Annotated in this window: 26 protein-coding genes and 1 tRNA gene; 17 read left to right on the forward strand and 10 right to left on the reverse strand. The window is 55.4% G+C overall.

Translation table 11 applies throughout. The annotated features are described in order from the left end of the window. Window position 1 precedes the first annotated feature (1 nt). The 4 genes from nadB to FE795_RS07625 all read right to left on the reverse strand — a co-directional run bounded on the left by nadB (window position 2) and on the right by FE795_RS07625 (window position 4,545). Entirely contained in the window at window positions 2-1,600 is a 1,599-nt protein-coding gene (nadB, locus tag FE795_RS07610; protein WP_219235966.1) for an L-aspartate oxidase, read from the reverse strand. Next, complete coding sequence (gene nadA, locus FE795_RS07615; RefSeq protein ID WP_131071666.1) at window positions 1,600-2,733, reverse strand: quinolinate synthase NadA; 1,134 nt, start codon at window positions 2,731-2,733, stop codon at window positions 1,600-1,602. Before nadA ends, nadB begins: the two co-directional genes overlap by 1 nt. Before the next feature lie 199 nt (window positions 2,734-2,932). Continuing rightward, a complete protein-coding gene (locus FE795_RS07620; RefSeq protein WP_059317702.1) occupies window positions 2,933-3,979 on the reverse strand; it encodes an NADP(H)-dependent aldo-keto reductase in 1,047 nt (348 codons plus the stop codon). Window positions 3,980-4,050: 71 nt separating this feature from the next. After that, the gene (locus FE795_RS07625) at window positions 4,051-4,545 is read right to left on the reverse strand and encodes a YkgJ family cysteine cluster protein (RefSeq protein WP_275694034.1); all 495 of its coding nucleotides are present in this window, start codon (window positions 4,543-4,545) and stop codon (window positions 4,051-4,053) included. Window positions 4,546-4,926: 381 nt separating this feature from the next. Between FE795_RS07625 and FE795_RS07630 the strand changes: the two genes are divergently transcribed. Further along, window positions 4,927-5,003 (forward strand) — tRNA-Val (locus FE795_RS07630). Window positions 5,004-5,159: 156 nt separating this feature from the next. On the opposite strand, the gene FE795_RS07635 is transcribed toward FE795_RS07630, so the two are convergent. Continuing rightward, the gene (locus tag FE795_RS07635; protein ID WP_131071667.1) at window positions 5,160-5,768 is read right to left on the reverse strand and encodes a tyrosine-type recombinase/integrase; all 609 of its coding nucleotides are present in this window, start codon (window positions 5,766-5,768) and stop codon (window positions 5,160-5,162) included. Between the two features lie 315 nt (window positions 5,769-6,083). On the opposite strand from FE795_RS07635, the gene FE795_RS07640 reads away from it, so the two are divergent. After that, window positions 6,084-6,293 carry a cold-shock protein gene (locus tag FE795_RS07640; RefSeq protein WP_003800472.1) on the forward strand — a complete coding sequence of 70 codons (210 nt, stop codon included), beginning with the start codon at window positions 6,084-6,086 and terminating at the stop codon, window positions 6,291-6,293. A gap of 996 nt (window positions 6,294-7,289) precedes the next feature. On the opposite strand, the gene trhA is transcribed toward FE795_RS07640, so the two are convergent. Continuing rightward, window positions 7,290-7,910, reverse strand: a complete 621-nt coding sequence (trhA, locus tag FE795_RS07650) for a PAQR family membrane homeostasis protein TrhA (RefSeq protein ID WP_003800468.1) — start codon at window positions 7,908-7,910, stop codon at window positions 7,290-7,292. Window positions 7,911-8,318: 408 nt separating this feature from the next. Here trhA and FE795_RS07655 point away from each other — a divergent pair, with 408 nt between their 5' ends. Further along, window positions 8,319-8,492: a YegP family protein gene (locus FE795_RS07655; protein WP_003800466.1), complete on the forward strand. Its 174-nt coding sequence runs from the start codon at window positions 8,319-8,321 to the stop codon at window positions 8,490-8,492. Window positions 8,493-8,729: 237 nt separating this feature from the next. Here the strand turns inward: FE795_RS07655 and FE795_RS07660 are convergent, their stop codons facing one another. Then, complete coding sequence (locus tag FE795_RS07660; protein ID WP_131071669.1) at window positions 8,730-9,743, reverse strand: Lrp/AsnC family transcriptional regulator; 1,014 nt, start codon at window positions 9,741-9,743, stop codon at window positions 8,730-8,732. A gap of 78 nt (window positions 9,744-9,821) precedes the next feature. On the opposite strand from FE795_RS07660, the gene FE795_RS07665 reads away from it, so the two are divergent. Further along, window positions 9,822-11,126, forward strand: coding sequence for an MFS transporter (locus FE795_RS07665; RefSeq protein ID WP_219235968.1), 1,305 nt, complete (start codon window positions 9,822-9,824; stop codon window positions 11,124-11,126). Between the two features lie 79 nt (window positions 11,127-11,205). After that, window positions 11,206-12,633 carry an amidase gene (locus tag FE795_RS07670; RefSeq protein WP_219235969.1) on the forward strand — a complete coding sequence of 476 codons (1,428 nt, stop codon included), beginning with the start codon at window positions 11,206-11,208 and terminating at the stop codon, window positions 12,631-12,633. A gap of 196 nt (window positions 12,634-12,829) precedes the next feature. Here the strand turns inward: FE795_RS07670 and FE795_RS07675 are convergent, their stop codons facing one another. After that, the gene (locus tag FE795_RS07675; protein ID WP_039943113.1) at window positions 12,830-13,234 is read right to left on the reverse strand and encodes a RidA family protein; all 405 of its coding nucleotides are present in this window, start codon (window positions 13,232-13,234) and stop codon (window positions 12,830-12,832) included. Window positions 13,235-13,470: 236 nt separating this feature from the next. Here FE795_RS07675 and FE795_RS07680 point away from each other — a divergent pair, with 236 nt between their 5' ends. The 6 genes from FE795_RS07680 (at window position 13,471) to FE795_RS07705 (ending at window position 17,801) form a co-directional block, all read left to right on the forward strand. Then, window positions 13,471-13,890, forward strand: a complete 420-nt coding sequence (locus FE795_RS07680; protein WP_003800456.1) for a GFA family protein — start codon at window positions 13,471-13,473, stop codon at window positions 13,888-13,890. A gap of 125 nt (window positions 13,891-14,015) precedes the next feature. Further along, window positions 14,016-14,555 (forward strand): lipocalin family protein, encoded by a 540-nt coding sequence (locus FE795_RS07685; protein ID WP_003800454.1) that lies wholly within the window; start codon window positions 14,016-14,018, stop codon window positions 14,553-14,555. A 170-nt stretch (window positions 14,556-14,725) separates the two neighbouring features. After that, window positions 14,726-15,535 carry an ABC transporter substrate-binding protein gene (locus FE795_RS07690; RefSeq protein WP_003800452.1) on the forward strand — a complete coding sequence of 270 codons (810 nt, stop codon included), beginning with the start codon at window positions 14,726-14,728 and terminating at the stop codon, window positions 15,533-15,535. Window positions 15,536-15,637: 102 nt separating this feature from the next. Next, complete coding sequence (locus FE795_RS07695) at window positions 15,638-16,372, forward strand: amino acid ABC transporter permease (RefSeq protein WP_219235971.1); 735 nt, start codon at window positions 15,638-15,640, stop codon at window positions 16,370-16,372. Beyond that, the gene (locus FE795_RS07700; protein ID WP_003800448.1) at window positions 16,372-17,070 is read left to right on the forward strand and encodes an amino acid ABC transporter permease; all 699 of its coding nucleotides are present in this window, start codon (window positions 16,372-16,374) and stop codon (window positions 17,068-17,070) included. The genes FE795_RS07695 and FE795_RS07700 overlap by 1 nt, the downstream gene beginning before the upstream one ends. After that, the gene (locus FE795_RS07705) at window positions 17,067-17,801 is read left to right on the forward strand and encodes an amino acid ABC transporter ATP-binding protein (protein ID WP_219235973.1); all 735 of its coding nucleotides are present in this window, start codon (window positions 17,067-17,069) and stop codon (window positions 17,799-17,801) included. Before FE795_RS07700 ends, FE795_RS07705 begins: the two co-directional genes overlap by 4 nt. A gap of 186 nt (window positions 17,802-17,987) precedes the next feature. Here the strand turns inward: FE795_RS07705 and FE795_RS07710 are convergent, their stop codons facing one another. Beyond that, window positions 17,988-18,260 (reverse strand): hypothetical protein, encoded by a 273-nt coding sequence (locus FE795_RS07710; RefSeq protein WP_003800445.1) that lies wholly within the window; start codon window positions 18,258-18,260, stop codon window positions 17,988-17,990. 215 nt (window positions 18,261-18,475) lie between these two features. Here FE795_RS07710 and FE795_RS07715 point away from each other — a divergent pair, with 215 nt between their 5' ends. Then, window positions 18,476-19,072, forward strand: a complete 597-nt coding sequence (locus FE795_RS07715; protein WP_059317693.1) for an HD domain-containing protein — start codon at window positions 18,476-18,478, stop codon at window positions 19,070-19,072. Between the two features lie 54 nt (window positions 19,073-19,126). Here FE795_RS07715 and FE795_RS07720 read toward each other — a convergent pair whose 3' ends face one another. After that, window positions 19,127-20,830 (reverse strand): sigma-54-dependent Fis family transcriptional regulator, encoded by a 1,704-nt coding sequence (locus FE795_RS07720; protein ID WP_131071673.1) that lies wholly within the window; start codon window positions 20,828-20,830, stop codon window positions 19,127-19,129. Between the two features lie 351 nt (window positions 20,831-21,181). On the opposite strand from FE795_RS07720, the gene FE795_RS07725 reads away from it, so the two are divergent. From FE795_RS07725 to FE795_RS07745, 5 genes are all read left to right on the forward strand, one after another. After that, entirely contained in the window at window positions 21,182-21,454 is a 273-nt protein-coding gene (locus tag FE795_RS07725; protein ID WP_131071674.1) for a phenol hydroxylase subunit, read from the forward strand. A 23-nt stretch (window positions 21,455-21,477) separates the two neighbouring features. Continuing rightward, window positions 21,478-22,485, forward strand: a complete 1,008-nt coding sequence (locus FE795_RS07730) for an aromatic/alkene monooxygenase hydroxylase subunit beta (RefSeq protein WP_003800439.1) — start codon at window positions 21,478-21,480, stop codon at window positions 22,483-22,485. Beyond that, entirely contained in the window at window positions 22,485-22,757 is a 273-nt protein-coding gene (locus tag FE795_RS07735; RefSeq protein ID WP_003800437.1) for an MmoB/DmpM family protein, read from the forward strand. The genes FE795_RS07730 and FE795_RS07735 overlap by 1 nt, the downstream gene beginning before the upstream one ends. A gap of 18 nt (window positions 22,758-22,775) precedes the next feature. Then, the gene (locus tag FE795_RS07740; protein WP_003800435.1) at window positions 22,776-24,281 is read left to right on the forward strand and encodes an aromatic/alkene/methane monooxygenase hydroxylase/oxygenase subunit alpha; all 1,506 of its coding nucleotides are present in this window, start codon (window positions 22,776-22,778) and stop codon (window positions 24,279-24,281) included. Between the two features lie 66 nt (window positions 24,282-24,347). Continuing rightward, complete coding sequence (locus FE795_RS07745) at window positions 24,348-24,710, forward strand: phenol hydroxylase subunit P4 (RefSeq protein ID WP_003800433.1); 363 nt, start codon at window positions 24,348-24,350, stop codon at window positions 24,708-24,710. The last annotated feature ends 8 nt before the right edge of the window (window positions 24,711-24,718 follow it).

Below are 24,718 nucleotides of genomic sequence, written 5' to 3' on the forward strand. Positions count from 1 at the left end.
TCTAGTCCAGCCGAAAATGCGCGCCCAGACTGTGAGGGCGGGCCAGAGCCGCGTGGGCCAGCAACCAGGCGGTGTCCAGGTGCAGACTGCCAATGCGATGATCGACCGTGTCGGGCAGGCGGCGACTTTGCTCTCGCCAGTCGCTCAGGGTGTGGATGGCGTGCGCCAGACCAGCTCTATTGCGAAGCAGACCGACATGCTCTTGCATCAGGTTTTGCAAGGCAGGCAGGGTGGGGAACGGGGGTGTGGGTGGGCGATGCAGTGTTCCCTTGTCTTTGCAGGTAATGTTGTTGTTGTTGTTGTTGTTGTTGTCGCGTGCGGGCGCAGGGGTGTGCGGTGATCCTGCGAAGGTCGGTGCCGTTTTTGATCTTTCGTCCTCGGGAGTCAGGGCGGAACAATGAGCGGCCCGGCTCCCTTCGATGGCCTGCGCTGCTGCCCGCCCCATGACCACGCACTCCAGCAGCGAGTTGCTGGCCAAGCGGTTCGCCCCGTGCAAACCGGTGCAGGCCACTTCCCCTATCGCATACAGACCCGGAACGCTCGTGCGACCGAACAGGTCGGTTTGAATCCCTCCACAGCTGTAATGCGCTGCCGGCGCGACAGGTATCCAGTCCTGGCGTAAATCCAGGCCGCGGCGTAAACCTTCTTCCAAGGCCCGTGGGAAATGCCGCTGCAACGTATCGGCACCCAGATGGCGCACATCCAGCCAGACGTGTGCACGGTCCTCTTGTTTCATTTGTGCTGCAATGGCTCGCGACACAATATCGCGGGGGGCCAGTTCGGCGCGGGAATCATAGTCCGGCATGAAGCGACGACCATGTGCATCCAGTAAATGGCCACCTTCACCCCGCAAGGCTTCGGTAAGCAGAAACGTCGGCCCTTGTGTGTACAGGCAGGTGGGATGGAACTGCACGAACTCCAGATCGCGGATTGCTGCGCCTATGCGCCAGGCCAAAGCCACGCCTTCACCTTTGGCGGTGTCGGGATTGGTGCTGTGGGCATACAGACTGCCGAGCCCGCCCGTGGCCAGCACCACATGGTCCGCTAGAATCGTTTCATGACGATGGGTTTGTTTGTCGTAAATATCAACCCCCGCTACACGACCGTGTTCATTCCGGCGCAAGGCCAATGCCAGGCAGTTTGTGCGTTGGAGCAGTTGTGTGGCTTGTTGTAGCTGGGGGTACAAGGCCTGCATGATGGCGTACCCACTGGCATCCGCCGCGTGCACGATACGTCGCTGGCTGTGCCCCCCTTCGCGGGTCAGGTGCAGTTGCCCGTCTGGTGTTCTGTCCAAAGGCACCTGGCGCTCCAGCAGCCACTGCACCGCTTGTGGCGCGGCTTGTAAGATGTTGCGCACAGCATCCGCATCGGAATGGTGGGCACCTGCCTGCAGGGTGTCCTCGATATGCAGCTCCACACTGTCCTGGGCGCTGAGTACGGCAGCCAGCCCCCCCAGCGCCATCGTGCTTGCGCTACACGGAGCCGCGCCACTGCTCAGCAACGTTGCCTTCATGGAGGCAGGCAGAGACAGAGCCAGACTGGCGCCAGCCAGGCCCGCCCCAATAATCAATACATCCGTCTTTGTGCTAAGGCGCGGCATCAGGCGGCCCCTACGTGCAGAAACTGCTGGCTGTGTTGGGCGAGATCAGCTCCTACACGCAGTGTTCTCTGATGAGCAGCTGCAAAGTCCATCATCCTTTGCAGGGAGCGTCGTGCGCCTTGCTGTAATGCGGGCTCGATTTGTATACCCGGGCCCGGCTCGCTCAAGCGTTGTTGCAGCGCTTGCAAACTGTTCAGCGCCATCCAGGGGCAATAGGCGCAGCTTTTGCAGGTGGCGCTTTCGCCTGCTGTAGGGGCGGCCAAAAAGGTTTTGCCTGGGGCCTGTTGACGCATGGCATGCAAAATGCCCTGATCGGTCGCCACGATAAAGGTGTCGGCAGGGTGGTTGACAGCGGCGCGCAGCAGTTGTGTGGTGGAACCAACCACATCGGCCAAGGCCACCACCGCAGCTGGCGATTCTGGATGGACCAGTACCTGAGCATGCGGATGCTCATTCATCAACGCTTTTAAGCCGTCGGCCTTGAACTCGTCGTGAACCAGACAGGAGCCTTGCCAGAGCAGCATGTCCGCTCCGGTCTGCTTCTGGATGTACGCACCTAAATGACGATCGGGCGCCCACACTATTTTTTTCCCTTGCGCATGCAGATGGCGCACGATGTCCAGTGCGATCGAGGACGTGACCACCCAGTCTGCCTGAGCTTTCACCGCCGCGCTGGTATTGGCATAGACAACCACCTCCCGGTCCGGGTGAGCGGCGCAAAACTGTTTGAAGTCTTGCGGGGCGCAGCCCAGATCCAGTGAGCAGGTGGCTTGATCGTGGACGGCCAGGACCCGTTTTTCCGGACTCAGGATTTTGGCGGACTCTGCCATGAAACCCACACCGGCTACCAGGACCGTGCTGGCTTTGTGCTCTTGTCCAAAGCGAGCCATTTCCAAGGAGTCGCCCACGCAGCCCCCGGTCTCCAGCGCCAGATCCTGAATATCGGGATCGGTGTAGTAATGGGCCACCAGCACCGCATCCTGGGCCTTCAGCTCCGTGGCCAAGACTTGTTTCAAAGCCGCTTTATCGTTTTGTGACTTGATCGGGGATGGGACTTCATGCCAGCCAATCTGACGGTTTAAGGCATCCTGTGAATCGGGCTGACAGACATCAATAGGGAAACGCTGAGTCATGAGTGTCCTTGATGCTCAAATTGAGCATAAATGATTTAAAAAAATGGCCGCGGTGAAACATCGAGCGAAAAGGAAAATTGTTTTTTTTGTTATGCTTTTTTTGAGCATAATTAAAAAATCAATGCTTCGCAAGCACAAGGACAGATTCAGTCAGAAAAAGGAGACCCCGCGTCATGACATTGAAGCGGGGCCAAGTCCCTTACGGCGCCGGATTGGGCGTGTGGTGATGAATGGCGTTGATTTTGCTGATCAGTTCATCATTGAGCTGAACATCCACGCTGGCAATGTTTTCGCGCAATTGCTCCAGGGTGGTTGCACCAATCAAGTTGCTACTGGTAAAGGCTTGCTGGTTTACCCATGCCAAAGCCAGCTGAGTCGGTGTCAGACCATATTCACGGGCTAGTTCGTTGTAGGCCAACGCGGCCTCACGAGCCCGCGGCGCGTCATAACGCGTGAATCGGTTGTACCGTGTCAAGCGACCCTTCTCGGGGCGTGCGCCGTGATCATATTTGCCGGTTAGCACACCCATCGCCAAAGGCGAATAGGCCAGAAGCCCAAGTCCTTCATAGCGACAAAATTCGGACAGGCCCTCTTCAAACACCCGGTTCAGCAGGTTGTAGGGATTCTGGATGGTGGCAATCAGAGGCAGGGACTGGGTGCGCGCCAATTCCAGAAAGCGGGAAACCCCCCAGGGCGTTTCATTGGAAACACCGATATGCCGCACCTTGCCTTGACGTACAAAGTCGTCCAGTACCGCCAGAGTTTCTTCAATAGGGACGGTGTCTTCCTCTTTCCAGGGGTAACTGCGCTGCCCAAACGTAACCGTGCTACGGTCTGGCCAGTGCAACTGGTACAGATCCAGGTAGTCGGTTTGCAGTCTGCGCAGACTGTCATGCAGGGCTTGTTCCAGATTTTTGCGATCCAGGCTTGTGCTGCCATTACGGATGTGTCCGGGACGCTTGGGGTCGCGCTGCGGACCGGCAATTTTGCTGGCCAACACAATATCCTTGCGACGGCCCGTTTTCGCCAGCCAGGTACCAATATATTGCTCGGTCAAACCCTGTGTGGCTGCCATAGGAGGGACAGGGTACATTTCGGCGGTATCCACCAGATTTACCCCCAGCTCCAAGGCAAGGTCCAGTTGAGCGTGCGCCTCGGCCTCGCTGTTTTGTTCCCCGTACGTCATGGTGCCCAAACCAATCAGGCTGACGTCCAGATCTGTATTGCCCAGCTTGCGGTATTCCATCTACTTCGACTCCCGAAAACGCAGGGCCGGGCGGCCCTACAAATCGTGCATGGTAGCGTATTTACCAGACGCTATGCGGCTTCATCATGCTCGGGCAAGGCGGGCGGAGCGGGTAAGGGACGTTTGGGCAGCAGGGGCAAACCGTGCTTGGCCCGCAGACGTTGGCAGTCGACGTTGGGGCTGCCATCCAGTTCCCAGATCTGATAGTCGCGACAGGGGGTAGGGCGATCCGGGTAAATGGCGCAATGAATGCCTGGCTGACCCAAGGTGCCCCGCAAGGCAATGCAACGACCCTCACCTTGTTCTGTGCCTTTCATGCACGCGCGCAGCGGCCCGACCTGGGTGGTCAACTCGACCGGAACGGTCCCGCCCGTCTCGCCACTTAACTCGCCACTATAGAAGGAAACCCGAAAGTGTGAGCAGCACACCCCACAGCTCAAACAGGGGTTTTCGTCGAAAATCTCATCATTGGGGGGCGTATAAAGCACCGTTTCCAGCGTTGTTTCTTGAACGCCAGGCAAGTCAAGCAAAGTAGTGGGGGTAGGCGGGAGAGAAGAGCAAGTCATGTGCGTGGATGTCCCGTAGTAGCCGCAAATTCGGTTCAGATCAGATCGCGTATCTGCAGGCGTAAAGCATTTATTTTATTTTTGCGCGAAGAACTTGAATAGAAAAATCGTGTATGCCCCCAGGGGCGTGATGCTGAGGCGAGACAGAATTGATGTATCCATATGTATCTTGTGATGAGTTGAGCAGAAAACACCCAAAATTTTTTGGAACGATAGGTTTTCGTTTTATTCTAAGTAAAACAATGGCTTGGAGCTTATTCTGGGGATTTTGATGCGTTCGAGCGGATAGGTGGAGAAAAAAATAAGGGATTTTTTATGGAAAAACGCAAAATAGTGTTGACAGCCTCATAGGGAAGATCTATTATTTCATTTCTTCACCGCAGGCGGTTAGCTCAGTTGGTTAGAGCGCTACGTTGACATCGTAGAGGTCGCTGGTTCGAATCCAGTACTGCCTACCAGAATATATGCACACAGCTCCAAGCTGTGCCAAGAAAAGCCCCAAAGATCAATACTTTGGGGCTTTTTTGTTGCCCAGCGTTCCAAGCTGCGCCAAGCCCCGCCAAGGTATTTTGGTGGCATGAATGGGGGCACGGACGGAACGAATGGGGGCATGGCTATTTTGGCGCTTTCTCCAACTGCGCGTCCAGGTAATCCGACCACCATTGCATCAGGTCATGGCGCTCGGCCATGTACTGAGCATGGTTGTAGGCACGGCGCACCTTGTTGCGATCACGGTGTGCCAGCTGACGCTCAATCACCTCTGAGCGAAAACCGCTTTGCTCGTTCATGATGGTGGAAGCCAAGCCACGAAAGCCATGGCCCGTCTGCAGGCCGCCAAATCCCATAATCTTTAAAGCCCGGTTCATCGTCTCGCTGCTGATAGGCGTAGAGCGAGGATTGTGCACACCCGGAAAGAGAAACGCATGCCGGCCGGATAGGCTGTACAGCGAATCAAGAATTTGTAGGCTTTGGCGGGACAGGGGCACCAGGTGATCCGCGGCGCTTTGTTTTTGAATCAGCCGGCCTTTCATGCGCTCGGCGGGGATGGTCCATAAGGCGTTGGCCATATCGAATTCTTCCCAGCGCGCCCATTGCCGCTCGCTCGTGGGTGGGGTGGGGCTGTAATTAAATGAGGGAGCAGCGGGTGGGCTTCGCAATATAGGCGCTGTTACGCTCAGCCACAGCCCGTGTGCGCATGGACTGTGCACTGCAAGCGCTGTCATGCATAACCCCGTGAGGTTTGCGCCGCGTCAGGCTCCATTGAAAGGCAAGAGGCTTAGCCTGTGCCTGTCGCTGCATCTACGCGTAGGCCGTGACCGCCATGTCCGGGGATCTAATCCTATCGTTCGCGGTACTCTCGTTGCTCATGACAAGGCAGTTTTGATATTGAAATGCTTGAGGGAGTGGGAAGGCGGTGGCTGCAGAGCCAAGATTGAACGCGGTTTGGCTATTTAGTTTGTAACAGCGCTATCTATATCTCTGAATAAGGTCCATAGTGTGTTCAGGGAGATTTTTCCCTTGAACAATTAGGACATACATTGAAAACAGAAATTGGTATCGTGAAGTGGTTCAACAACGAAAAAGGCTTCGGCTTCATCGCACCGGAAAGTGGCGGTAAAGACCTCTTCGCACACCACAGTGAAATTCAGGGTACTGGGTTTAAATCTCTCGAAGAGAATCAGCGAGTTTCTTTCGTTGCAGGCGCTGGCCAAAAAGGCCCTTGCGCTACCCAGATCCAAATCGTTTGATCCCCTGCTTGCCTTCTTAGGCAAGTGTTGAGTTGATCGGTTAAGGCCGGACCCTTTGAAACATTGGGTTCGGCCTTTTCGTATGCAAGTGCCCCTTGCCCTCATCCAGGCATGGTCCGCGACGATGCATCGGCGTCCCTGACCCTCTGTCAATGAGGGTGTTTCTGGCAGAGACGACGCTGTGAGCATGATAGGGAAGGGCATGACAAGCTGGTTCTCAACCTCCATCCATACACGCCTCTTGTTGAAATAGACGCGCTGTTGGTAGCTTCAACGCCTAGCGTTGAGAATAAGGTAACGGCGCAGTGGTTGGTGATAGAATCGCGCATTTAATAATGTCAAATAGTCAAATAATGAGAAAATAAATGCACTAACACTAGGTGCCATCGCTTGTAGCATGTTGATCGGTAGCGCCCACGCTCAGACGAGGGTGTCCTGTGAGCAGGAAGTGAGAGAGGTCAACCAGTTTCTCTCAGAGCAAGGGATGCCGGTCATCAATGACGTGAAGGCGCTTGTCCATGTGCTTCGCCAAATAAAGCAGTACGAAAGGCTTCCTCCTCAGTACCTGACAAGTAACGAAGCAAGGAGACTGGGGTGGTCTGGGAAGGCTTCAGACAGTCTGTGGGGGCTTAGGGCAACCAATCAGAAATTGATAGGAGGGGACGCTTTCAGAGGCCCAGGCTTGCCCGCTAATGTGCAGTGGCTCAGTGCTGACCTGGATGTGTCGCGAGGCTATCGCGGTAATAAGCGCTTGATTTACAGTCCCGAAAGCCCGATAAGCTTTATCAGCGTTGATAACTATCGGAATTTTGTTGAGTTATCTCCCTGTCATTAAAGCGATTGTGTTTGTCAGGTTGCTATGAGGGGCCTTGTAGGACAAGCGTGGCGCTGATCATTATCAGCGTCGAAGCAGAGCTACCCATGGGGAGCCGCTTGGGTAGGCCAGCGCTTCGTACAAGCGCCTGATCATCAGGGAGTGGTTGGCTGGAGTTGGCTTTACATCACCACGTATTGGGATATGGCCAGGAAATGTGCTGCACTGCCCGCCAGTACAAATAAATGCCAAATGCCGTGCCAATGTCGGAAGCGCTCGTCAAACACGAAAAAAACAATGCCGGCAGTATAAATTGCCCCTCCTGCCGCCAACCAGGAAAAGCCCTGTGAGCCCAGACTGGATGCCAGGGGCTCCAGCGCCAGCAAGACAATCCAGCCCATAAGAGCATAAATGACCAGCGACAAGACGCGTGCTGGCGAACGTGGACGGATATCCTGAAGGATACCGATGAGAGCCAGACCCCAGACCACGCCGAACAGACTCCATCCCCAAGGTCCTCGCAGCGTTACCAGGCAAAAGGGGGTATAACTTCCCGCAATCAGCAAATAGATGGAAAAGTGGTCCATCTTGCGAAATACGCGTTTGGCTCGTCCCTGGAAGCAGTGGTACAGCGTGGAGATCAGGTAAAGCAGGACAAGCGTAGTGCCATAGATGGCTGTGCTGGTAATGCGCCAAGGGTCGCCCGTAAAGCTTGCCATGACCAGCAGCCAGGAGACACCGCCGATGGCCAGAACCGCGCCGATCAAATGTGACCAGGCATTGAATCGTTCACCGTAATACATGATTCCCTCTTCTCTCCGAACACAGGGCAGGCACAATGGAAGACTGTTGCCGAAAGGGAAAAGCTTAGTGCATCGCTTCGAAGCCCGTATTGGTGTTGATCAAGTCCGCGCAATACCTGGGGCATGAACCGCCGTGTTTTTTAATTTCTTGCCGTACGGCGCCGTTTTTGGCGATCGTGCTGTTTTTGTGTTGGCTCCAAGCTTATTCCCTTACGGAAATGGGGCTCGTGCGGTGTCCGCATACTCCGTCAGGTTCAAAGTGGACGCCGTGTCTCCTAGCCTAGCGCTGTGGCCTGTTTGGCTAACCCGACAAGGCGATGCTGTCAGGTAAACCCCAATGTCTGCTGAACCTGTCTGGCCCTAGGATAGCAGCAGCGCAATGTGCGTTTTTACTCTGGGAGGGTCATCATGAAATTTGTGCTTTACAAGGACAAAGGGGGTGAATGGCGCTGGCGGTTCAAGGCGGCAAACGGCAATATTATTTGCGTCAGCTCGGAAGGCTATACCAGTAAGCAGAGTGCTCAAAACAGTATTGAGTCGGTCAAGAAAGGAATACCGGATGCGCCAGTTGTGGAGGAATAGATAGGGGCCCTTGTTGCCCCTTCTTCGTTCAGTCGGGAACGTGGACGAGAGCTCAGCCCGCCTGTCCGTGTGTCTTTTTATCTTGGGCCTTGCCATTACGCCGTCGCCTGGCGGAGGCTTCCTGCAACGGCGGTGCAGACAGGTACGGTGTGTGAACAGAGTCGTCGCCGCCTGCCATTGGGCAGGCTCAGGGCTTGGACGAGAGAAACAGGACGGCGCGGTCAACACGCCGTTCTGTCATTCGTGCTCCATTTTTTGTTCTTGGGCGTTATCTTGGCTGCGTACGATGCCGCAGCGCTTGTGGGCCTGCATGACCACAGCCACGTTGCTGTTGAGCACGCCTTCTATTTCCCCCAGCCGACGCGTCACTACATCCCAAAGCTGGAGGCTGTCGCGGCACAGCACGTGCCAGAAAAGTTGGGAAGGGCCACTGGTGCCAAAGAGACAACGGGTATTGGGGTCCTGGGCCAGGTGTGCTGCCAGCGTATTGACCGCCTGAGGGCGCACTTGTATCGAAACCACAGCTTCAACCGGAAAGCCTACCAAAGCGGGCTCCACTTCGACCCGGAAAGATAGCGCTTTACGCTCTACCAGATGCTGTAAAAGCCGTTGCGCGGTCGGTTCGCTTACGCCAGCCTGCTCGGCCAAATCGGCCAGGCTGGCCCGACCATCCCTTTTTAACCCATTCGCGATTCGGTGTTCGGCTTCGGTCAGTGCCAGGGGAGCGTGCGTGGAGTGGCTGTCGGTCGTGTCCGCTGGCTTGGCCTGTATGCGCCACTGACCTGCCCGTCGAAACGAGCGTAGTACCAGGCGTGCATCGACATGCTCGACGCCGGGCATGCAGGGAAGGCTGCGGGTCACCAGTTCGGGCATGTCTGCCTCATCGGCAAGTGTCAGTTCGGCCATCAAGTCTGCGGAGCCTGCCAAGGTGACCACCAATTGGCAGTTTTCCATTTGGGCCAGTTTTTCGGCCACGAAAGGAACTTGTCCGGCATGACAGCGCATCCAGGCATGCAAGACCACCCCCTTGCCAGTGGTCAACGGGTCGGTTTCGGCAATGACGCGCAGGGCGCCTGTTTCCAAAAGGCGCTTGATCCGTCTTCCCACTGTACGTTCGGCGATGCCGGCGGCCGCGCCGAGCTCTCGCCAGGAGGCGCGTGGCTCTGCCTGCAAGGCAATCAGGCAGGCCAGATCGGTGTCATCGAGAGTGGGTAGCAAGGGTTTACCCTTGCTTGACGTGACCATATTCATCTAATTAACCTTCTTAAATTGCTAAAAAATAAACTTTTTAAACCTGTTTTGACCAAAAATAAACAAATTGAGGAATTCATGAGCACTCCCTCTCTACGTCCGAGCGCCCCGACAGGAGTGGACCCCGTTCCGGTTTCGCGCGTTCGCACCATTGTGGCAGGTAGTGTAGGCAACGCGGTTGAATGGTTCGATTGGACCATTTACGCCTCCTTCGCTATCTTTTTTTCCAGTCAGTTCTTTCCTGAAGGAAATGAAACCACGGCACTGCTGGCCAGCTTTGGTATTTTTGCAGTGGGTTTTTTCATGCGTCCCATCGGCGGCTGGCTGCTTGGTATCTTCTCCGACCGTTACGGACGCAAAGCCGCTTTAGGACTGACTATCCTGATGATGGCCGGAGGGTCGCTTATTATCGCAGTAACCCCGACCTATGCGGCAATCGGTTTGGCGGCTCCTCTTTTATTGACCCTTGCCCGTCTGTTGCAAGGTCTGTCTTTGGGAGGAGAGTATGCCTCGGCAACAACTTTTCTGACCGAGATGGCGCCGCCCCATCGCCGCGGTTTTTACTCCAGCTTTGTTTTCTTCAGTGCGGCGGTCGGTATCCTGGCGGCTTCGGCCGTAGGGTGGGTGCTGACGACCTGGTTGACGCGTGCGGAAATGGCCGCCTGGGGTTGGCGTATTCCGTTTCTGCTGGGGGCATTGGGCGGGGTAGTGGGTCTGTGGATTCGACGCTCGATTCCCGAGACCGAGGCTTTTTCCGAAAGCAAGAAAGCAGGGGTTGAAAAGCAGCCTTTGCGCACGTTGCTGCGTGATTACCCCAGAGAAGTGCTGCGCATTATCGGTTTTTCCGTGCTGACAACCTTTGCGTTCTATATTTTTGTCGCCTATGTGCCGACCTATGCCATCCGCCATGTGCAGGCCGATCCCAAGGTTGCATTTGCCGCCAATACTGTGGCCTTGATTGTGTTCATGATGGTCCAGCCCTTGTTCGGTGCCTTGTCCGATCGGATCGGACGCAAACCACAATTGATCGTTTTTGCGGCCGGGTACCTGTTCTTCTTTTATCCGCTGATGAGCACGTTGGGCCCGTCTTTCGGTTCTATTTTGTTGGTGGAGCTGTTTGGTCTGGTCCTGTACGCCATGTATACCTCGATCGGCCCAGCGATTATGTCTGAGCAGTTCCCGACCAGCGTCCGGGCGGTTGGCATCGGTGCCCCCTATAACCTGATGGTGGCTTTGTTGGGAGGCACGACGCCTTATCTGTTGACCTGGTTGCAAAGCAATGGCCTGGAACGATGGTTCTTTTACTATGTGTTGGCTGGCGCGGTAATTACCTTGGTCACCTTTATACGTATGCCCGAGACAGTCGGACAAAAATTGCGCTGATCGCGCCTGTTTAGCCCGGTGTCTGGCCGGGTAGTAGACACAGCCCGCGATGCGGGCTGTGTGATTTTCAGGAAACCCCATGTTGAAACAAGATGTCGCCCTTCATTTTCGAGATGCTCTGGAGATTGGGCAGGAGATTCGGCAGGGCCGCTTAAGCGCCCGCCAGGTTGCCACGTATTTTCTGGATCGTATCGAGCGTGCAGCCGAGCTCAATGCCTTTAGTGTCATCACGGCCGAACGCGCCCTGGCCCAGGCGGACGCGGCCGATCGTTTGCTGGCGGCGGGCATTGTGCTGGGACCCTTCCATGGTGTGCCCGTGGCCGTCAAGGACAGTGTGCAATGGGAGGGTACCGAGGCGACTCTCGGTTCGCAAAGCCGGGGCGGCAAGCTTAGTACCGAGACGGCAGCTGTCCTGCGCTCCTTGATGGCGCACGGTTTGGTGGTGCTGGGCAAAACCCGGATGACCGAGTTCGCCTTTGGCTTATCCGGGCAGAATCCTAGCCAGGGCACGGCGCGCAATCCCTGGGATGCGGTCGTCGCGCGTGCTCCGGGGGGCTCCTCCAGTGGCAGTGGGGTGGCGGTAGCGGCTGGTCTGGTGCCGATGGCCATGGGAGGCGATACGGGCGGCTCAGTACGTGCTCCTGCCACACTTAATGGCCTTGTCGGTTACAAGCCTTCGACCGGCGTGATCAGTTGTGCAGGCAGCTTGCCTTTGTCTGCGACCCTGGATGTTCTGGGACCCATCGCGCGCAGCGTGGCCGATGCCCGTCAAGTGACGGCGCTGTTGGCAGGCCCGGACATTGCCGATCCTTCGACGCTGGCGTTGCCTGCCGGGTGTGTGGCGGCCTTGCGCGCACCTGTTGCACCGATACAGGGTTCGATTGCCGTGCTGGACGAGACGGACTGGCCCACTATGTTGGACCATGACACACAAACGAGCTGGCATTCCACGCTGGAGCGCTTGCAGGAGGCAGGCGTATCACTGCAGACCTGGGCACCGCCGCCGGATTGTTCTTTTGCCCGACTGGCTGAAGATAATTCGATTGTGCTCGCTTACGAGGCCTATCAATATTACGGTGAGCTCGCTGCCGATCCTCGACACGACCTGTGGTCAGTGGTGCGGGAACGCATCCTGGCGGGGGGGCGGATTGATAGAGCGGCTTATGAAGCGGCTTTGCAACGACGCACAGCCGATATGCAGGCGTTTGCGCAGGCGATGCATGGCTTTGCAGCGTTACTGATGCCCGCCTGCGATCAGGTGGCTCAGCCGCTCGATCCTGAAGATGTACGGCATGCTGGTTTGGGCCGCTTGCTGCGCCCCGGCAATTTTTTGGGAGCAGCCGCTATTTCTCTGCCCACCGGGCTGGATGGGCACGGTTTACCTACGGGCATTCAATTAATGACTCCGCGGGGAGGTGATGCGGGTTTGCTCGATTGTGCGCACGGGGTTGAACACGCGCTTGGCCGACTTTCCCGCCATCCGGATTTGACGGCGTGGGGGCTGTAAAAAAACTGCTTGAGCCCGCCTGCAGCTCTTTGGGTGCTCCCCGTTCCCCACTCAGGGCGCAGGCTCTGTTTTCAGTAGTGCCCTTAGCAAGGTGAGCCCACACACAGGCTCTGGAGACAGAGAGCAAAAAAAAGACCTCGGTTCGATACCAGGTCTTTTTTTGCGCTCAGCATTTAAAAATGCATAGTGCGCGCGATCAGTCCAGCATGGCCTCTGCTTCAATCTCAATCAGCCATTCGCGTCGGGCCAGGCCGTTGATCAGAATCCAGGAGGAAGGGGGGGGATTGACCGGAAAGCGTTTCAATAATGCGGCGGCAATCTCATCCTGCTCTTGGGGTGAACTGGCATCTTCCCGAATAAAAATTCGCAGCATGATTACCTGATCGATCCGGCCGCCCGCTTCGGCCAGAACCAGTTCTATATTGTCCAGAGCGGCTTCTGTCTGTTCACGCATACCACCGCTGACGGTTTGTTCCTGGGCGTTGACGCCCACTTGCCCGGACAACATGACACGGCGTTGGCCGGTGACAACCAAGCCTTGGCTGAAACCGTATTGCAGAGAATTGAATACGGTGGAGGGGTTAATAGCGCTTTTAGTCATCTTCATCAATACATAAAAGGTCAGTTGAGGCGGTGTGTTCACACGCCATCCTCCTACCTTGGGGCTGTCTGGTAGAAGACAAGGGCTGTGTGGAAAATAGATACCGGCCCGGGCAGGGATTCACCAAGAGGGCTCACAAGACTGGAGGCGTAGTGCGGAGACACCTTACATCGAGTTTCCCTTGTTCGACCGCGCAGCCGCTAGAATGAGTTCACGTCCTAGCCACGGAGGCGTTTATGACGAGTGATCAAACCCGGATTCAGGGCACGTGTTTGTGTGCTGCGGTGTCAATCAGTATTGCGCAGCCCAGCCCGACAATCAGTGCTTGCCATTGCAGTATCTGTCGAAACTGGACGGGAGGCCCGTTCTTTTCATTGGAGACGCATGAGAGCCCTGTCATTGAGGGCAAAGAGCATGTCAGGTCTTATGCTTCCTCGGAATGGGCGCGGCGTAGTTTTTGCGCTGTCTGCGGCACGCATTTATTCTATGAGCTCAAGGCAGGTGGCTTTCATGCTATTTCGGCCGGCCTGTTCAAAGAGAGCGGGCAATGGCCGTTTGAACTGCAGGTTTTTATCGATGAGAAACCAGATAATTATCAGTTTGCCAATTCAACACGGCAGATGACCGGCGAGGAGGTGGTGAAGCTGTTTTCCTGATTGTTTGCGCTGTCCTGGCAGTCGGGTCTGGAAGCCGGCTGCTCGCCCTGCCCGGGCAGCGCTGTGAAAATCGTAAGAGAAGGTCGGCGGAAATAGTCTTTGATTCGTGTTCAAGGGGAGTTCTGATGAAAAAAATTATGGTGCTATCACTATCTGTCACCTTAGCGGCCTGCGCCACCTCGCAGGCGGACCTGGCGACACAAAAAGACGTGGACTTGAACCAGTACATGGGTACCTGGTATGAGCAGGCACGGTTGCCCAACAGTTTTCAGCGTGAGTGTGTCGGGGACGTGCAGGCCAATTATGTGATGGCGGCAGACAAAACCATCACGGTCACCAATCGCTGTCAGGGTAGCGATGGTCAGGTCAAAGAAGCGGTGGGGCAGGGCAGGCTGGCCAGTAGCGTTAATCCAGCTGATCCGGCGGTGCTGGAGGTGCGCTTTGCTCCGAAATGGTTGTCCTGGCTCCCGATGGTCTGGGGAGATTATTGGATCATGAAGCTGGAAGGAGACTATCAGTATTCTCTGGTTGGAACTCCAGACCGGAAATATCTGTGGGTCTTGTCCCGAGACAAGCAGGCTGATCCCAAGACGGTGAGCCAGTTGCTGGACTATGCGGCATCACAGGGTTTTGCCGTGCAAAAGGTGATTCCGACGAATCAATAGTCGCCTTTTAAGGGGCGGGGTCGCCGCAGCAGCACAGTTTTGCCTCTCTCCTTACATGTTTTGGTTATAAGCATGGGGAGATTTGATCGTTTTGAAAGGCTGACGGCTGTGGTCGAATGGCACGACGGTATGTATCGGACGTGCCATTTTTTTTACGGAATGTTTTTATTATGAAGTCGTTTTTAAGCATTGCCGCAACCCTTACCCTGGCGTTGGTGGCTGGAGTGGCCCAGGCTGACCGTCTGGATGACATCAAGAAAACGGGTGTCTTGAAAGTCGCGTCTTTCGACAGCAATCCACCGTTTGGTTTTGTGGATCAGAAGTCCCGTCAGATCACGGGTCTGGATGTGGATTTTGCTCAGGCTCTGGCGGACAAGCTGGGCGTGAAGCTGGAAGTTTTGCCGACCAACCCAGCCAATCGTGTGCCGCTGCTGACGTCCAATAAAGTGGATCTGGTTCTGGCCAACTTTACGATTACCGAAGAGCGCGCCAAACAGGTTGATTTCAGCATTCCGTACTTTGCATCGGGTCAGCAGTTCTTGGCCAAGAAAGGCGTCTTGTCCTCGCCCGAGCAATTGAACTCGCTGCGTATTGGTGTCGACAAAGGCACAGTCAATGAGATCGTCCTGCGTGAAAAATACCCCCAGGCCAAGCTGGTTGCCTATGACGATACGCCTTTCGCCTTTACCGCCTTGCGTAACGGCAATGTGCAGGCTATCACACAGGATGGCCCCAAGCTGATCGGCCTGTTGGCCAATGTGCCGGACAAGGAAAACTATGAAATCCCGGCCTTTAGCATTTCCGAGGACTTGATCGGTATTGGTATCCCCAAAGGCGAGACAGCACTGAAGTCCTTTGTGGATGAAACCTTGCTGGAGCTGGAAGCCCAGGGCAAGGCACAAGCCATTTATGACGTTTGGTTTGGTCCTCAATCCAAAACACCGCTGGAGCGTTTGTACCGCATCGGTCAGCAACAGTAAGTCGCCACGTGCTTGCAGGCCAGCCTTGCATGTTCAGGCTGGCCTTTTCCTGTTTGTGTTTTTAACAGCGGGATCGGTTGATCCTGCTTTTTGGTGTTTGCTATGCCGTCTTCTGATTTCTGGCTGGCACCCCACTATGTGGGCTGGTTGCTGCAAGGGTTCTGGGTCACGATTCAGCTCTCTTTAATCGTTTCCTTCGCTGCAACTGTTTTGGGTTTTTTGGTGTGTATTGCCAGGCTCTCGTCATTTGCCTGGCTGGCCTGGCCGGTGCGTGCCTACCTTAGCTTGTTCCGTAATACGCCCTTGTTGGTGCAACTGTTCTTCTGGTATTTCGGTGCCTCCGCGCTGATGCCCCCGGAGCTGGTTCAATGGCTGAACACCCAGCATGTCTTGCAACTGGTTTTGTTCGATGTGCAGTGGCCCAGTTTTGAGATGTTGGCCGCCTTTGTGGGGCTGACGCTCTACACCACATCGTTTGTTGCGGAAGAGTTTCGCTCCGGCGTGCGCGCGGTGCGCAAGGGGCAATGGGCCGCTGCGGCCTCCCTGGGCATGTCATCCATGCAGGTCTGGCGCTATGTGGTGATGCCGCAAGCCTTGCGCAATACCTTTCCTTCGCTGATCGGGCAGTACATGAATGTCATCAAGAACACCTCGCTGACCATGGCCATTGGTTTGGCAGAGCTGTCTTATGCCTCCCGTCAGGTGGAAACCGAAACCTTCAAGACCTTCCAGTCCTTTGGGATTGCCACGCTGTTGTATGTCTTGCTGGTCATGCTGGTTGAGGTGGGTGGGCAATGGTTGCAACGCCATCGTCTGCAAGTGCGAGGTGGGCTGTAATGAACTTCGATGTAATCCATGAGAACCTCCTGTACTTCCTGGTGGGGGCGTATCCGCACGGCCCTTTAGGAGGGGCAGCCCTGACGCTCTTGTTAAGCGTGCTCTCGGCAAGCCTGTCTGCCATTTTGGGTTTGGTGTTCGGAGTGGCGTTGGTGTTGACGCGTGGTGTGGCGCATACCGCTTTGCTGCTGTTTCTGGGCTTTTTTCGCGCCGTGCCCGTGATCATGCTGATTTTCTGGGTGTATTTTTTGCTGCCCATTCTGTTCAAGGTGGATGTGCCGGGTTTGTTTACCGTGGTCTGCGCCTTGTCCTTGATTGGCGGTGCGTATCTGGCGCACTCGGTGTATGCGGGCATCAGCAGCTTGCCGGCGGGGCAATGGCAAGCGGGCAAGGCCCTGGGGCTGAAAACTGCCCAAATCATGACGTCCATCATCCTGCCGCAAGCTTTGCCGGTAATGCTGCCTTCTTTTATTAATCAGTGGGTTGCCTTGATCAAGGACACGTCGCTGGCCTATGTCATTGGCGTAGCGGAATTGTCTTTCGTGGCCACTCAGGTCAGTAACCGGGTCATGGTGCACCCCACTGAAATCTTCTTGTTTGTCGGGTTGATGTACTACGTGATTTGCGCAACGCTGGAGTTGATCGCGAACCGGGTGGCCCGACGTTATGACAAACATCTGCGACTGGATGGCAAATGATCCGTATCGATAGTGTTTCCAAGTGGTATGGCACATTTCAGGTGCTCAAGGACTGTACGGCCAAGGTGGACCGGCAGGAAGTCGTGGTGGTGTGCGGGCCTTCGGGCTCTGGCAAGTCCACCTTGTTGAAAACCGTCAATGGTCTGGAACCGTTTCAGCAGGGCGCGATTGTTGTGGATGGGATTTCCGTCGGTGACCCGGCAACGAATCTGCCAGACTTGCGCAGCCGGGTCGGGATGGTGTTTCAGAACTTTGAGCTTTTTCCGCATTTGAGTGTCATGGCCAATCTGACCTTGGCGCAGCGTAAAGTGCTGGGCAGGGATCGTGATGAAGCGAACGAGCGGGCCTTGCTGTATCTGGATCGGGTGGGCCTGAAAGCGCTGGCCGATCGTTATCCGGCCAGTTTGTCGGGCGGGCAGCAACAGCGTGTCGCGATTGCGCGGGCGCTGTGCATGGACCCGGTCTGCATGCTTTTTGACGAGCCCACCTCCGCATTGGACCCGGAGATGGTCAATGAGGTGCTGGACGTGATGGTCAGCTTGGCGCAGGAGGGCATGACCATGATGTGCGTCACCCATGAGATGGGCTTTGCCCGCAAGGTAGCCGATCGGATGGTTTTCATGGATCAGGGCCAGATTCTGGAGGACGTGCCCACGGATGTGTTCTTTGGTGATTTGGCAGGTCGGCCACAGCGAGTGCAAACCTTTTTGTCCAAGGAACTGCGCTTGTAGCTGGTTGTGGTGCACGGCAGCCAGTTGCTTGATTGCCGAGCCGTGCCGAGCCCAGAGTCCGTCACCAAAAAAAGCCCGCCTGTGGAAAAATGGGCGGGCTTTTTTACGGGCGAACAAACCAGGCTTGGTGAAACAGGGCGAATGACATGCGTGCCCGGCCTAGAGTGGATCGCGATGTACTCAGAACTACTGAGCGGCGGTGTCAAACGATTGCAGTAGGGATTCTGAGGCCAGTACGGCGCGGCGTGCCTGTTCATGCTGATCATGCAGGGCCAGATAACGTGCTTCGGCTTCGTCGCCTCGCGCTACATCCCCTTTGTAGGAATGCTCTACGTAGTTTGCGTACCAGATGGACTCGGCTACGGTCATACCGACAAACACTTCATTGTTGTCCTGATCGTTCGTCAGGGCTCGGATACCCGATAAATACGCCCGTTCACGGGGCTGAAATTCCAACATAAGACTCCTTAGATAAGCCTCCATTGTAGTAGGTAGAGGAAATCAGGCTAGATCTCGTGCAATCCGCTCGACCAAAGCAAGGAATGAGGCCCTTTGTTGAGGAAACGAGCATTGGCGATTTGTTATGACGGAGCAACGATAGACTCTTTGTTTTGTTGCCCCGCAGCCTGCCTTATAGTGACCGCTTCCTGGCCACGAACTCAGCGTTAACTTATATGGATAGACAGAAACTCGAATCACGCTTGGCTTTTCTCGAAGAGGCGGAACGGCTCAAGAGTGTATTGCGTAGTGGACATACGTCGACCGGGCGCCCTGAGAGCACGGCGGAGCACTCCTGGCGCTTGTGCTTGATGGCCATGCTGTTTCAGGATGAGCTCGGTGATCTGGATATGCTTAAAGTCTTGAAAATCTGTCTGGTCCACGATTTGGGCGAGGCCTTGCACGGCGATATTTCCGCCATTGAAAAAGATCAGCATCCTGATAAGAGCGAGCAGGAGCGTGCGGATATGGCTTATCTGACCTGCCACCTGGATGCGACGGCCCAGGCCGGCATTCTGGGCTTGTGGGAAGAGTACGAAAATGCCAGTTCAGCCGAAGCACGTATGGTGAAGGCACTGGACAAGCTGGAAACGATTTTGCAACACACACAGGGGCGCAATCCGCAGGACTTTGATTACGGCTTCAACCTGACTTACGGTGAGAAATACACGGCTATAAGGCCGTTTCTGGCCCGCTTACGCCAGATTCTTGACGAGAAAACCCGTGCTCGCATGGATGAGCGGGCAGGGGATGCGGACAAGGCTGGTGCATAAACGTCAATGAGCGCTCACACAGGGCCCGAGTCTTGTAAAAAGGCACTGGACTCGTCAAGCGGGCATCGTCACTTTTTTCAAGCGATAGGCCAATGCAGGCCGGGTCAATCCCAGTCTGCGGGCAGCTTCCGATATATTTCCGTTTGTCCTTTTCAGGGTCAGTTGAATGATCTGTTCCTCCAGCTCGTCCAGATTGAAGGGCGTTTCCAGCAAACTCTCCAGATACTGCGTCTGATTCGCGCTCAGACAGGATTCCTTGGCCATAAAGCCTTGCGTATTCAAACTGCTCAGATACTGCAAGGCACTTTTTTGCTGGGGGAACAGGTGGTGGGTTTCGATTTCGTGGTTGTGCTCGGTCAGGATGACACCACGCTCGATCATGTTTTCGAATTCGCGGATATTGCCCGGCCAGTCGTACTGCATCAGCAGTTCCCGGCTGCGGTCGCTCACTCCCAGCACGTGCTTTTTGTACATGCTGGAGTATTTGTTCAGGAAATATTCGGTCAGCAGCGGGATGTCTTCTTTGCGCTCACGCAGCGGCGGAATGTGGATGGGAAAGACATTCAGGCGGTAGTACAAGTCGGCGCGAAAACTGCCTTTTTGAACCGCCTCGGCCAAATCCTCGTTGGTTGCTGCCACTACACGCACGTCGATGTGACGGGTATTTTCATCCCCGACGCGCTCTAGCTCCTGTTCCTGCAGGACCCGGAGCAGGGCAGCTTGAGACCTTGGTGACAGTTCCACAATCTCGTCCAGAAACAGGGTGCCGCCTTGAGCGCGTTCGAAGCGGCCTGGGCGGGACTTGTGGGCGCCCGTGTAGGCCCCTTTTTCCACACCAAACAGCTCTGACTCAATCAGTTCTGGCGGGATGGAGGCACAGTTCACGGCGATGAAGGGCTGATCAGCCCGGTCGCTGGCCGCGTGTAGGCCGCGTGCGAAGGCTTCTTTCCCCACGCCGGTTTCTCCCAGCAGCAGCACGGAGACTTTGCTTTGCGCCGCTTTCTCCAGCAAATGGCAGGCGGCCTGGTAAGCCGCCGACTGGCCGATGGAGTTGGGCAAGGTGAAGTGGGCACTGGAGCGTTTGAACTCCTGCTCACGTAACTTCACCAGCTCGCATCGCAAGGCAAACAATTCGTCCTGAACCGGGTCGGGCAGCATGAAGCGGTCAATTTCGGGGTCGTCATGCTCCCATTCTTCGGCGGGTTTGCCTACGATTTTGCAGTGACTGTGGCCCATGGCCGCGCATTGGGTTTCTTTGTAGATGATGCTCTTGCCCATATAAAAGCTGGTGTAGCCGCTCGCATAGCCGAGCAGGCTCCAACAGACGGGCTCGCTGGACTGGCCGTGCTCTTTCTGGTGATTGCTGACTTCATAGGAGTCAAACCAGTCAAATTCGCCGTAATACTGGCCAGCATCGCGGTCAAAGGTCAGGGCGGTAGGTACCACTTTGACCATGCCGCGAATGGTGTGCATTTGCGGCCCCGCCAGAAAGGTCTCTTTCAGCGACAGGTCCGGGCGCACTTTCTGGGACACCTCAGCATCTTTCATGCCCGCGTGGTAGCCAAAGCGCATCAGAAAGTATTTGGCGCGCTCGCTGCCTAAAGAGGCAATCAGCTCTTTGCGCAACTGACCAAAACCGCTGGCGTGCAGCAAGAGCATGCGTTGCTCGCTAAACCAGATTTTTCCCTCACGAGCGTCAAAGCGAATGGCGTCGATCAGGTCCTGACTTAATGGCAGGGTGAGTTCAGTAGCCCCCATGGCAGTCTCCATCTTGTGTTTTTTTATTGTGTTTTTGGGTTTTCTAAAACCAGTATGCCGCCTGTCTTTCTAGTGACTCAAGGAAAACCGAATAGTGTCCAGAGTACGGATAAAACCGTTTTTTCTAAGGTTTTACCCTAACTCAGCATTTGGTGAAAACGGCGCTAAGCACTTGATCAAATGATCAATTTTCCTGCTGCGGACCCGTCTCAGGCCGCATTCCTTCTCGGCTGGTTTTCCTCTATCTCTTTAATCCTAAAGGGTTAAATCCTTCAAATTTGAAGTTGGCACGGCGTTTGCTATGAACAGGCTGTGGACACTCATGCAACCGTTTGATCAGGAGGAGAACCGATGGCAGACACGAGCTTGCCCACCTTGACGAAGTATGTACGCGTACGCAGTCCCGCCAATGCCCGTTTTGTGGAGTTTGATTTTGCGATTGGCCAGCCGGACCTGTTTGTGGAGCTGGTCATGCCCCCGGCGGCATTTGAGCAGTTTTGCCTGCAAAACAATGTCCAGCCCATGAGCGATGAGCAAATGCGGGTCAATGACGAGAACGAGGAAAAATGGCGTTTTGGTTATGACACTTTGGTCGGTAACAGTCGTCAGGCTGAAGCCCAGTAGGTTTTATTCAGGAGAACAAGAGGATGACATTAGAAATTAAAACGGCCAGTTTGCAGCCGGTGCGGCAAACCTTCGCCAACGTGGCCCGCCGCTTTGGCGAAAAACCGGCCACGCGCTACCAGGAAGCCACCTACGACGCCCAGGCGACGGCCAACTTCCATTACCGGCCTCTGTGGATGCCGGACAAGACCCTGAACGACCCTACACACACCGCCATTCAAATGAAAGACTGGTATGTGTTCCGTGACCCGCGTCAGTTCTATTACGGGGCGTATGTTCAGAACCGTGCCCGCATGCAGGAGTCGGCGGAAACCAATTACGGTTTTTTTGAAAAGCGCGAGCTGGCTCAGTATCTGAGCGAGGACGTCAAAGCCAAGGTCACCCGCTTGCTGCTGCCTGTGCGTCACATTGAGCAAACTGCCAACCTGAACTTCATGTCGGGCTCGGCCTACGGGTATGGCACCACCATTACCCAAGCCTGTCTCTATGCCGGGATGGATTCGCTGGGTATGGCGCAATACGTCTCCCGTATGGGGCTGCTGATCGATGGCAATAGTGCCGATTCCCTGAGCCAAGCCAAAGAGGCCTGGATGCAGGATGCGGCCTGGCAAGGTCTGCGCGCCTTATGCGAGAAAACGTTGGTCCAGAAAGACTGGTTTGAACTGCTGCTGGTGCAGTCCCTGCTGGTCAATAGCGTGGTGCATCAGGGGGTGTATCAAGCTCTGGTGGCGGATCTGGCCAAGGAAGGCGGCCGCGATCTGGATATGCTGCTGGAGTTCATGTTGGAGTGCCATAAAGACCTGTCCAATTGGAGCGATAGCGTCTTCAAGATTGCCGTTGCCGAAGGCGAGGAAAACAAGCAGCAACTGCAAACCTGGCTCAATCAGTGGCTGCCTCAAGTACACGCCGCCTTCATGCCATACCTTAAGGCGGCCTTTGCCGAGCAGGCTGATCAGGTCTGGGAACAGGCGCAGGAAACCATTGCCAAACGCGTCACGAAAGCAGGCCTGAGCCTGGGTGGAGAAGCCTGATGACATCCAAGGTTTATATCGGCCTGCAAGACAACGACATGTCGCGCTACATCGTCGAGGCCATCGAGGAAGACAACCCGGACGCGACGGTGATTTATCAGCCAGCCATGATCCGTATTGAGTGTGTGGGTCAGTTGACCGTCAAGCGCGAGACCGTGGAAGAAAAGTATGGGCAGCAATGGGACATGCAGGAGCTGCATCTGAATCTGATCACCTTGGGTGGCAACGTGGATGAAGATGAAGACCGCTTGTTTTTGCACTGGAACAGCTAAATCGGAAAAGGGGGCAATATGGCCACGAAAAAACTAAATATCAAAGACAAATATCGCTATTTGACTCGTGATCTGGACTGGGAATTCAGCTACCAGGATCGCAAGGACGCCTTCCCCTATGAGGAGTTCGAAGGTATCAAGATTACGGATTGGTCCAAATGGGAAGATCCGTTCCGTCTGACCATGGACGCGTATTGGAAGTACCAGGCCGAAAAAGAAAAGAAGCTGTATGCCATTTTTGATGCTTTTGCGCAGAACAATGGCCAGATGAATATTTCCGATCCGCGTTACCTGAACGCGATCAAGGTGTTTCTGACGGCAGTGACCCCGCTGGAATACCAGGCTTACCAGGGCTATTCCCATGTGGGCCGTCAGTTCAGCGGCATCGGCGCCCGTATTGCGTGCCAGATGCAGTCGATTGATGAACTGCGTCACGTCCAGACGCAGGTCCACGCCATGAGCCATTACAACAAGTTTTTCAATGGCTTTCAGGACTGGAGCCATATGCATGACCGGGTCTGGTACCTGTCCGTGCCCAAGTCCTTTTTTGAAGATGCCCGCTCGGCCGGACCCTTTGAGTTTCTGCTGGCGATCAGCTTCTCCTTTGAGTACGTGCTGACCAACCTGCTGTTTGTGCCTTTTATGTCGGGCGCAGCCTATAACGGCGATATGGCGACGGTGACCTTCGGTTTCAGCTCGCAGTCTGACGAAGCTCGACACATGACGCTGGGGCTGGAAGTGATCAAGTTCTTGCTGGAACAGCACGAGGACAACGTGCCTATCGTTCAGCAGTGGATTGATAAATGGTTCTGGCGTGGCACCCGCCTGCTCTCCGTGGTGGCCATGATGATGGACTACATGTTGCCCAACAAGGTCATGTCCTGGAAAGAAGCGTGGGAAGTGTATTTTGAACAGGCCGGCGGTGCTCTGTTCAAGGACCTGGCCCGTTACGGCATTCGCATGCCCAAGTACAGCGACGTGATCGAGAAAGAAAAAGAGCACATCTCGCATCAGGCCTGGTGGATTTTTTACAACTTCGGTCACGCGGCCGGTTTTCACACCTGGATTCCCAGCGACGAGGAGCTGGATTGGTTAAGTGCCAAGTATCCCGACACCTTCGACAAGTATTACCGCCCGCGTTGGGAGATGGCCAAGAAGATGGAAGCGGAAGGCAAGCGTTTTTACTCCAGCGGTCTGCCACAGCTGTGCCAGGTGTGTCAGGTGCCCATGACCTTTACCGACATGGAAAAACCGGACGAGATTACCTATCGACAAAGCCTTTATCAGGGTGAGCGTTACCACACCTGCTCGGACGGTTGCCGCGATATTTTCGAGCACGAGCCTGAAAAGTACATCCAGGCCTGGCTGCCGGTGAACCAGATCCTGCAAGGCGGCTGCGGTGGCCCCGAGCTCGAGAAGATCCTGAGCGATTACTACCGGCTGAACGTGGGTGTCGACAATATGGACTTCAAGGGCTCGGTGGATGAAACGCGCTGGAATGAATGGAAAGGAGTGACGGCCTAGTCACGCGAGAAAAAAGGCAGCGCTCCCGGTGGGTGCTGCCACTACCTATAAAAATTGGAGATCAATATGGCAGTTACTGCGATTACCCCGGATTATCAAGGCTACGCGCGCGACCAGCGCTCCCACTATGGCGACAGCATGTTGCTGTACATCGGCTGGGATGAGCATCTGTTGTTCTGCTCGGCCAAGGCCTTTCTGGTTCAAGCTGACATGACCGTGTCGCAACTGATCCAGCAACTGATGCCCGCTGGCTTTGCCCAGCACCCTGACTTCGAGCAGATCGAATGGAGCAAGGTGCAATGGAATCTGAATGGTCAGGCGGTGGACCTCAAGCCTGATGGCACTCTGGGTGAACAAGGCTTCGATCACAAATCCTTGTTGCGTTTCAAAACCCCGGGCCTGAATGGCTACAAGGGCACGGGCGTATAAGAGGCGGA

The organism is Alcaligenes ammonioxydans, assembly GCF_019343455.1.
Classification (GTDB): domain Bacteria; phylum Pseudomonadota; class Gammaproteobacteria; order Burkholderiales; family Burkholderiaceae_B; genus Alcaligenes; species Alcaligenes ammonioxydans.

Excerpts from the sequence above, each read along its gene's own strand:
- FE795_RS07705 (WP_219235973.1), top strand. The coding sequence starts at position 17,067 with ATGATCCGTATCGATAGTGTTTCCAAGTGGTATGGCACATTTCAGGTG.
- nadB (WP_219235966.1), bottom strand. The coding sequence starts at position 1,600 with ATGCCGCGCCTTAGCACAAAGACGGATGTATTGATTATTGGGGCGGGC.
- FE795_RS07625 (WP_275694034.1), bottom strand. The coding sequence starts at position 4,545 with ATGACTTGCTCTTCTCTCCCGCCTACCCCCACTACTTTGCTTGACTTG.
- FE795_RS07725 (WP_131071674.1), top strand. The coding sequence starts at position 21,182 with ATGGCAGACACGAGCTTGCCCACCTTGACGAAGTATGTACGCGTACGC.
- FE795_RS07680 (WP_003800456.1), top strand. The coding sequence starts at position 13,471 with ATGACGAGTGATCAAACCCGGATTCAGGGCACGTGTTTGTGTGCTGCG.
- FE795_RS07720 (WP_131071673.1), bottom strand. The coding sequence starts at position 20,830 with ATGGGGGCTACTGAACTCACCCTGCCATTAAGTCAGGACCTGATCGAC.
- FE795_RS07740 (WP_003800435.1), top strand. The coding sequence starts at position 22,776 with ATGGCCACGAAAAAACTAAATATCAAAGACAAATATCGCTATTTGACT.
- FE795_RS07690 (WP_003800452.1), top strand. The coding sequence starts at position 14,726 with ATGAAGTCGTTTTTAAGCATTGCCGCAACCCTTACCCTGGCGTTGGTG.
- nadA (WP_131071666.1), bottom strand. The coding sequence starts at position 2,733 with ATGACTCAGCGTTTCCCTATTGATGTCTGTCAGCCCGATTCACAGGAT.
- FE795_RS07655 (WP_003800466.1), top strand. The coding sequence starts at position 8,319 with ATGAAATTTGTGCTTTACAAGGACAAAGGGGGTGAATGGCGCTGGCGG.
- FE795_RS07665 (WP_219235968.1), top strand. The coding sequence starts at position 9,822 with ATGAGCACTCCCTCTCTACGTCCGAGCGCCCCGACAGGAGTGGACCCC.
- FE795_RS07700 (WP_003800448.1), top strand. The coding sequence starts at position 16,372 with ATGAACTTCGATGTAATCCATGAGAACCTCCTGTACTTCCTGGTGGGG.
- FE795_RS07735 (WP_003800437.1), top strand. The coding sequence starts at position 22,485 with ATGACATCCAAGGTTTATATCGGCCTGCAAGACAACGACATGTCGCGC.
- trhA (WP_003800468.1), bottom strand. The coding sequence starts at position 7,910 with ATGTATTACGGTGAACGATTCAATGCCTGGTCACATTTGATCGGCGCG.
- FE795_RS07710 (WP_003800445.1), bottom strand. The coding sequence starts at position 18,260 with ATGTTGGAATTTCAGCCCCGTGAACGGGCGTATTTATCGGGTATCCGA.
- FE795_RS07675 (WP_039943113.1), bottom strand. The coding sequence starts at position 13,234 with ATGACTAAAAGCGCTATTAACCCCTCCACCGTATTCAATTCTCTGCAA.
- FE795_RS07715 (WP_059317693.1), top strand. The coding sequence starts at position 18,476 with ATGGATAGACAGAAACTCGAATCACGCTTGGCTTTTCTCGAAGAGGCG.
- FE795_RS07730 (WP_003800439.1), top strand. The coding sequence starts at position 21,478 with ATGACATTAGAAATTAAAACGGCCAGTTTGCAGCCGGTGCGGCAAACC.
- FE795_RS07685 (WP_003800454.1), top strand. The coding sequence starts at position 14,016 with ATGAAAAAAATTATGGTGCTATCACTATCTGTCACCTTAGCGGCCTGC.
- FE795_RS07695 (WP_219235971.1), top strand. The coding sequence starts at position 15,638 with ATGCCGTCTTCTGATTTCTGGCTGGCACCCCACTATGTGGGCTGGTTG.
- FE795_RS07635 (WP_131071667.1), bottom strand. The coding sequence starts at position 5,768 with ATGACAGCGCTTGCAGTGCACAGTCCATGCGCACACGGGCTGTGGCTG.
- FE795_RS07670 (WP_219235969.1), top strand. The coding sequence starts at position 11,206 with ATGTTGAAACAAGATGTCGCCCTTCATTTTCGAGATGCTCTGGAGATT.
- FE795_RS07620 (WP_059317702.1), bottom strand. The coding sequence starts at position 3,979 with ATGGAATACCGCAAGCTGGGCAATACAGATCTGGACGTCAGCCTGATT.
- FE795_RS07660 (WP_131071669.1), bottom strand. The coding sequence starts at position 9,743 with ATGAATATGGTCACGTCAAGCAAGGGTAAACCCTTGCTACCCACTCTC.
- FE795_RS07745 (WP_003800433.1), top strand. The coding sequence starts at position 24,348 with ATGGCAGTTACTGCGATTACCCCGGATTATCAAGGCTACGCGCGCGAC.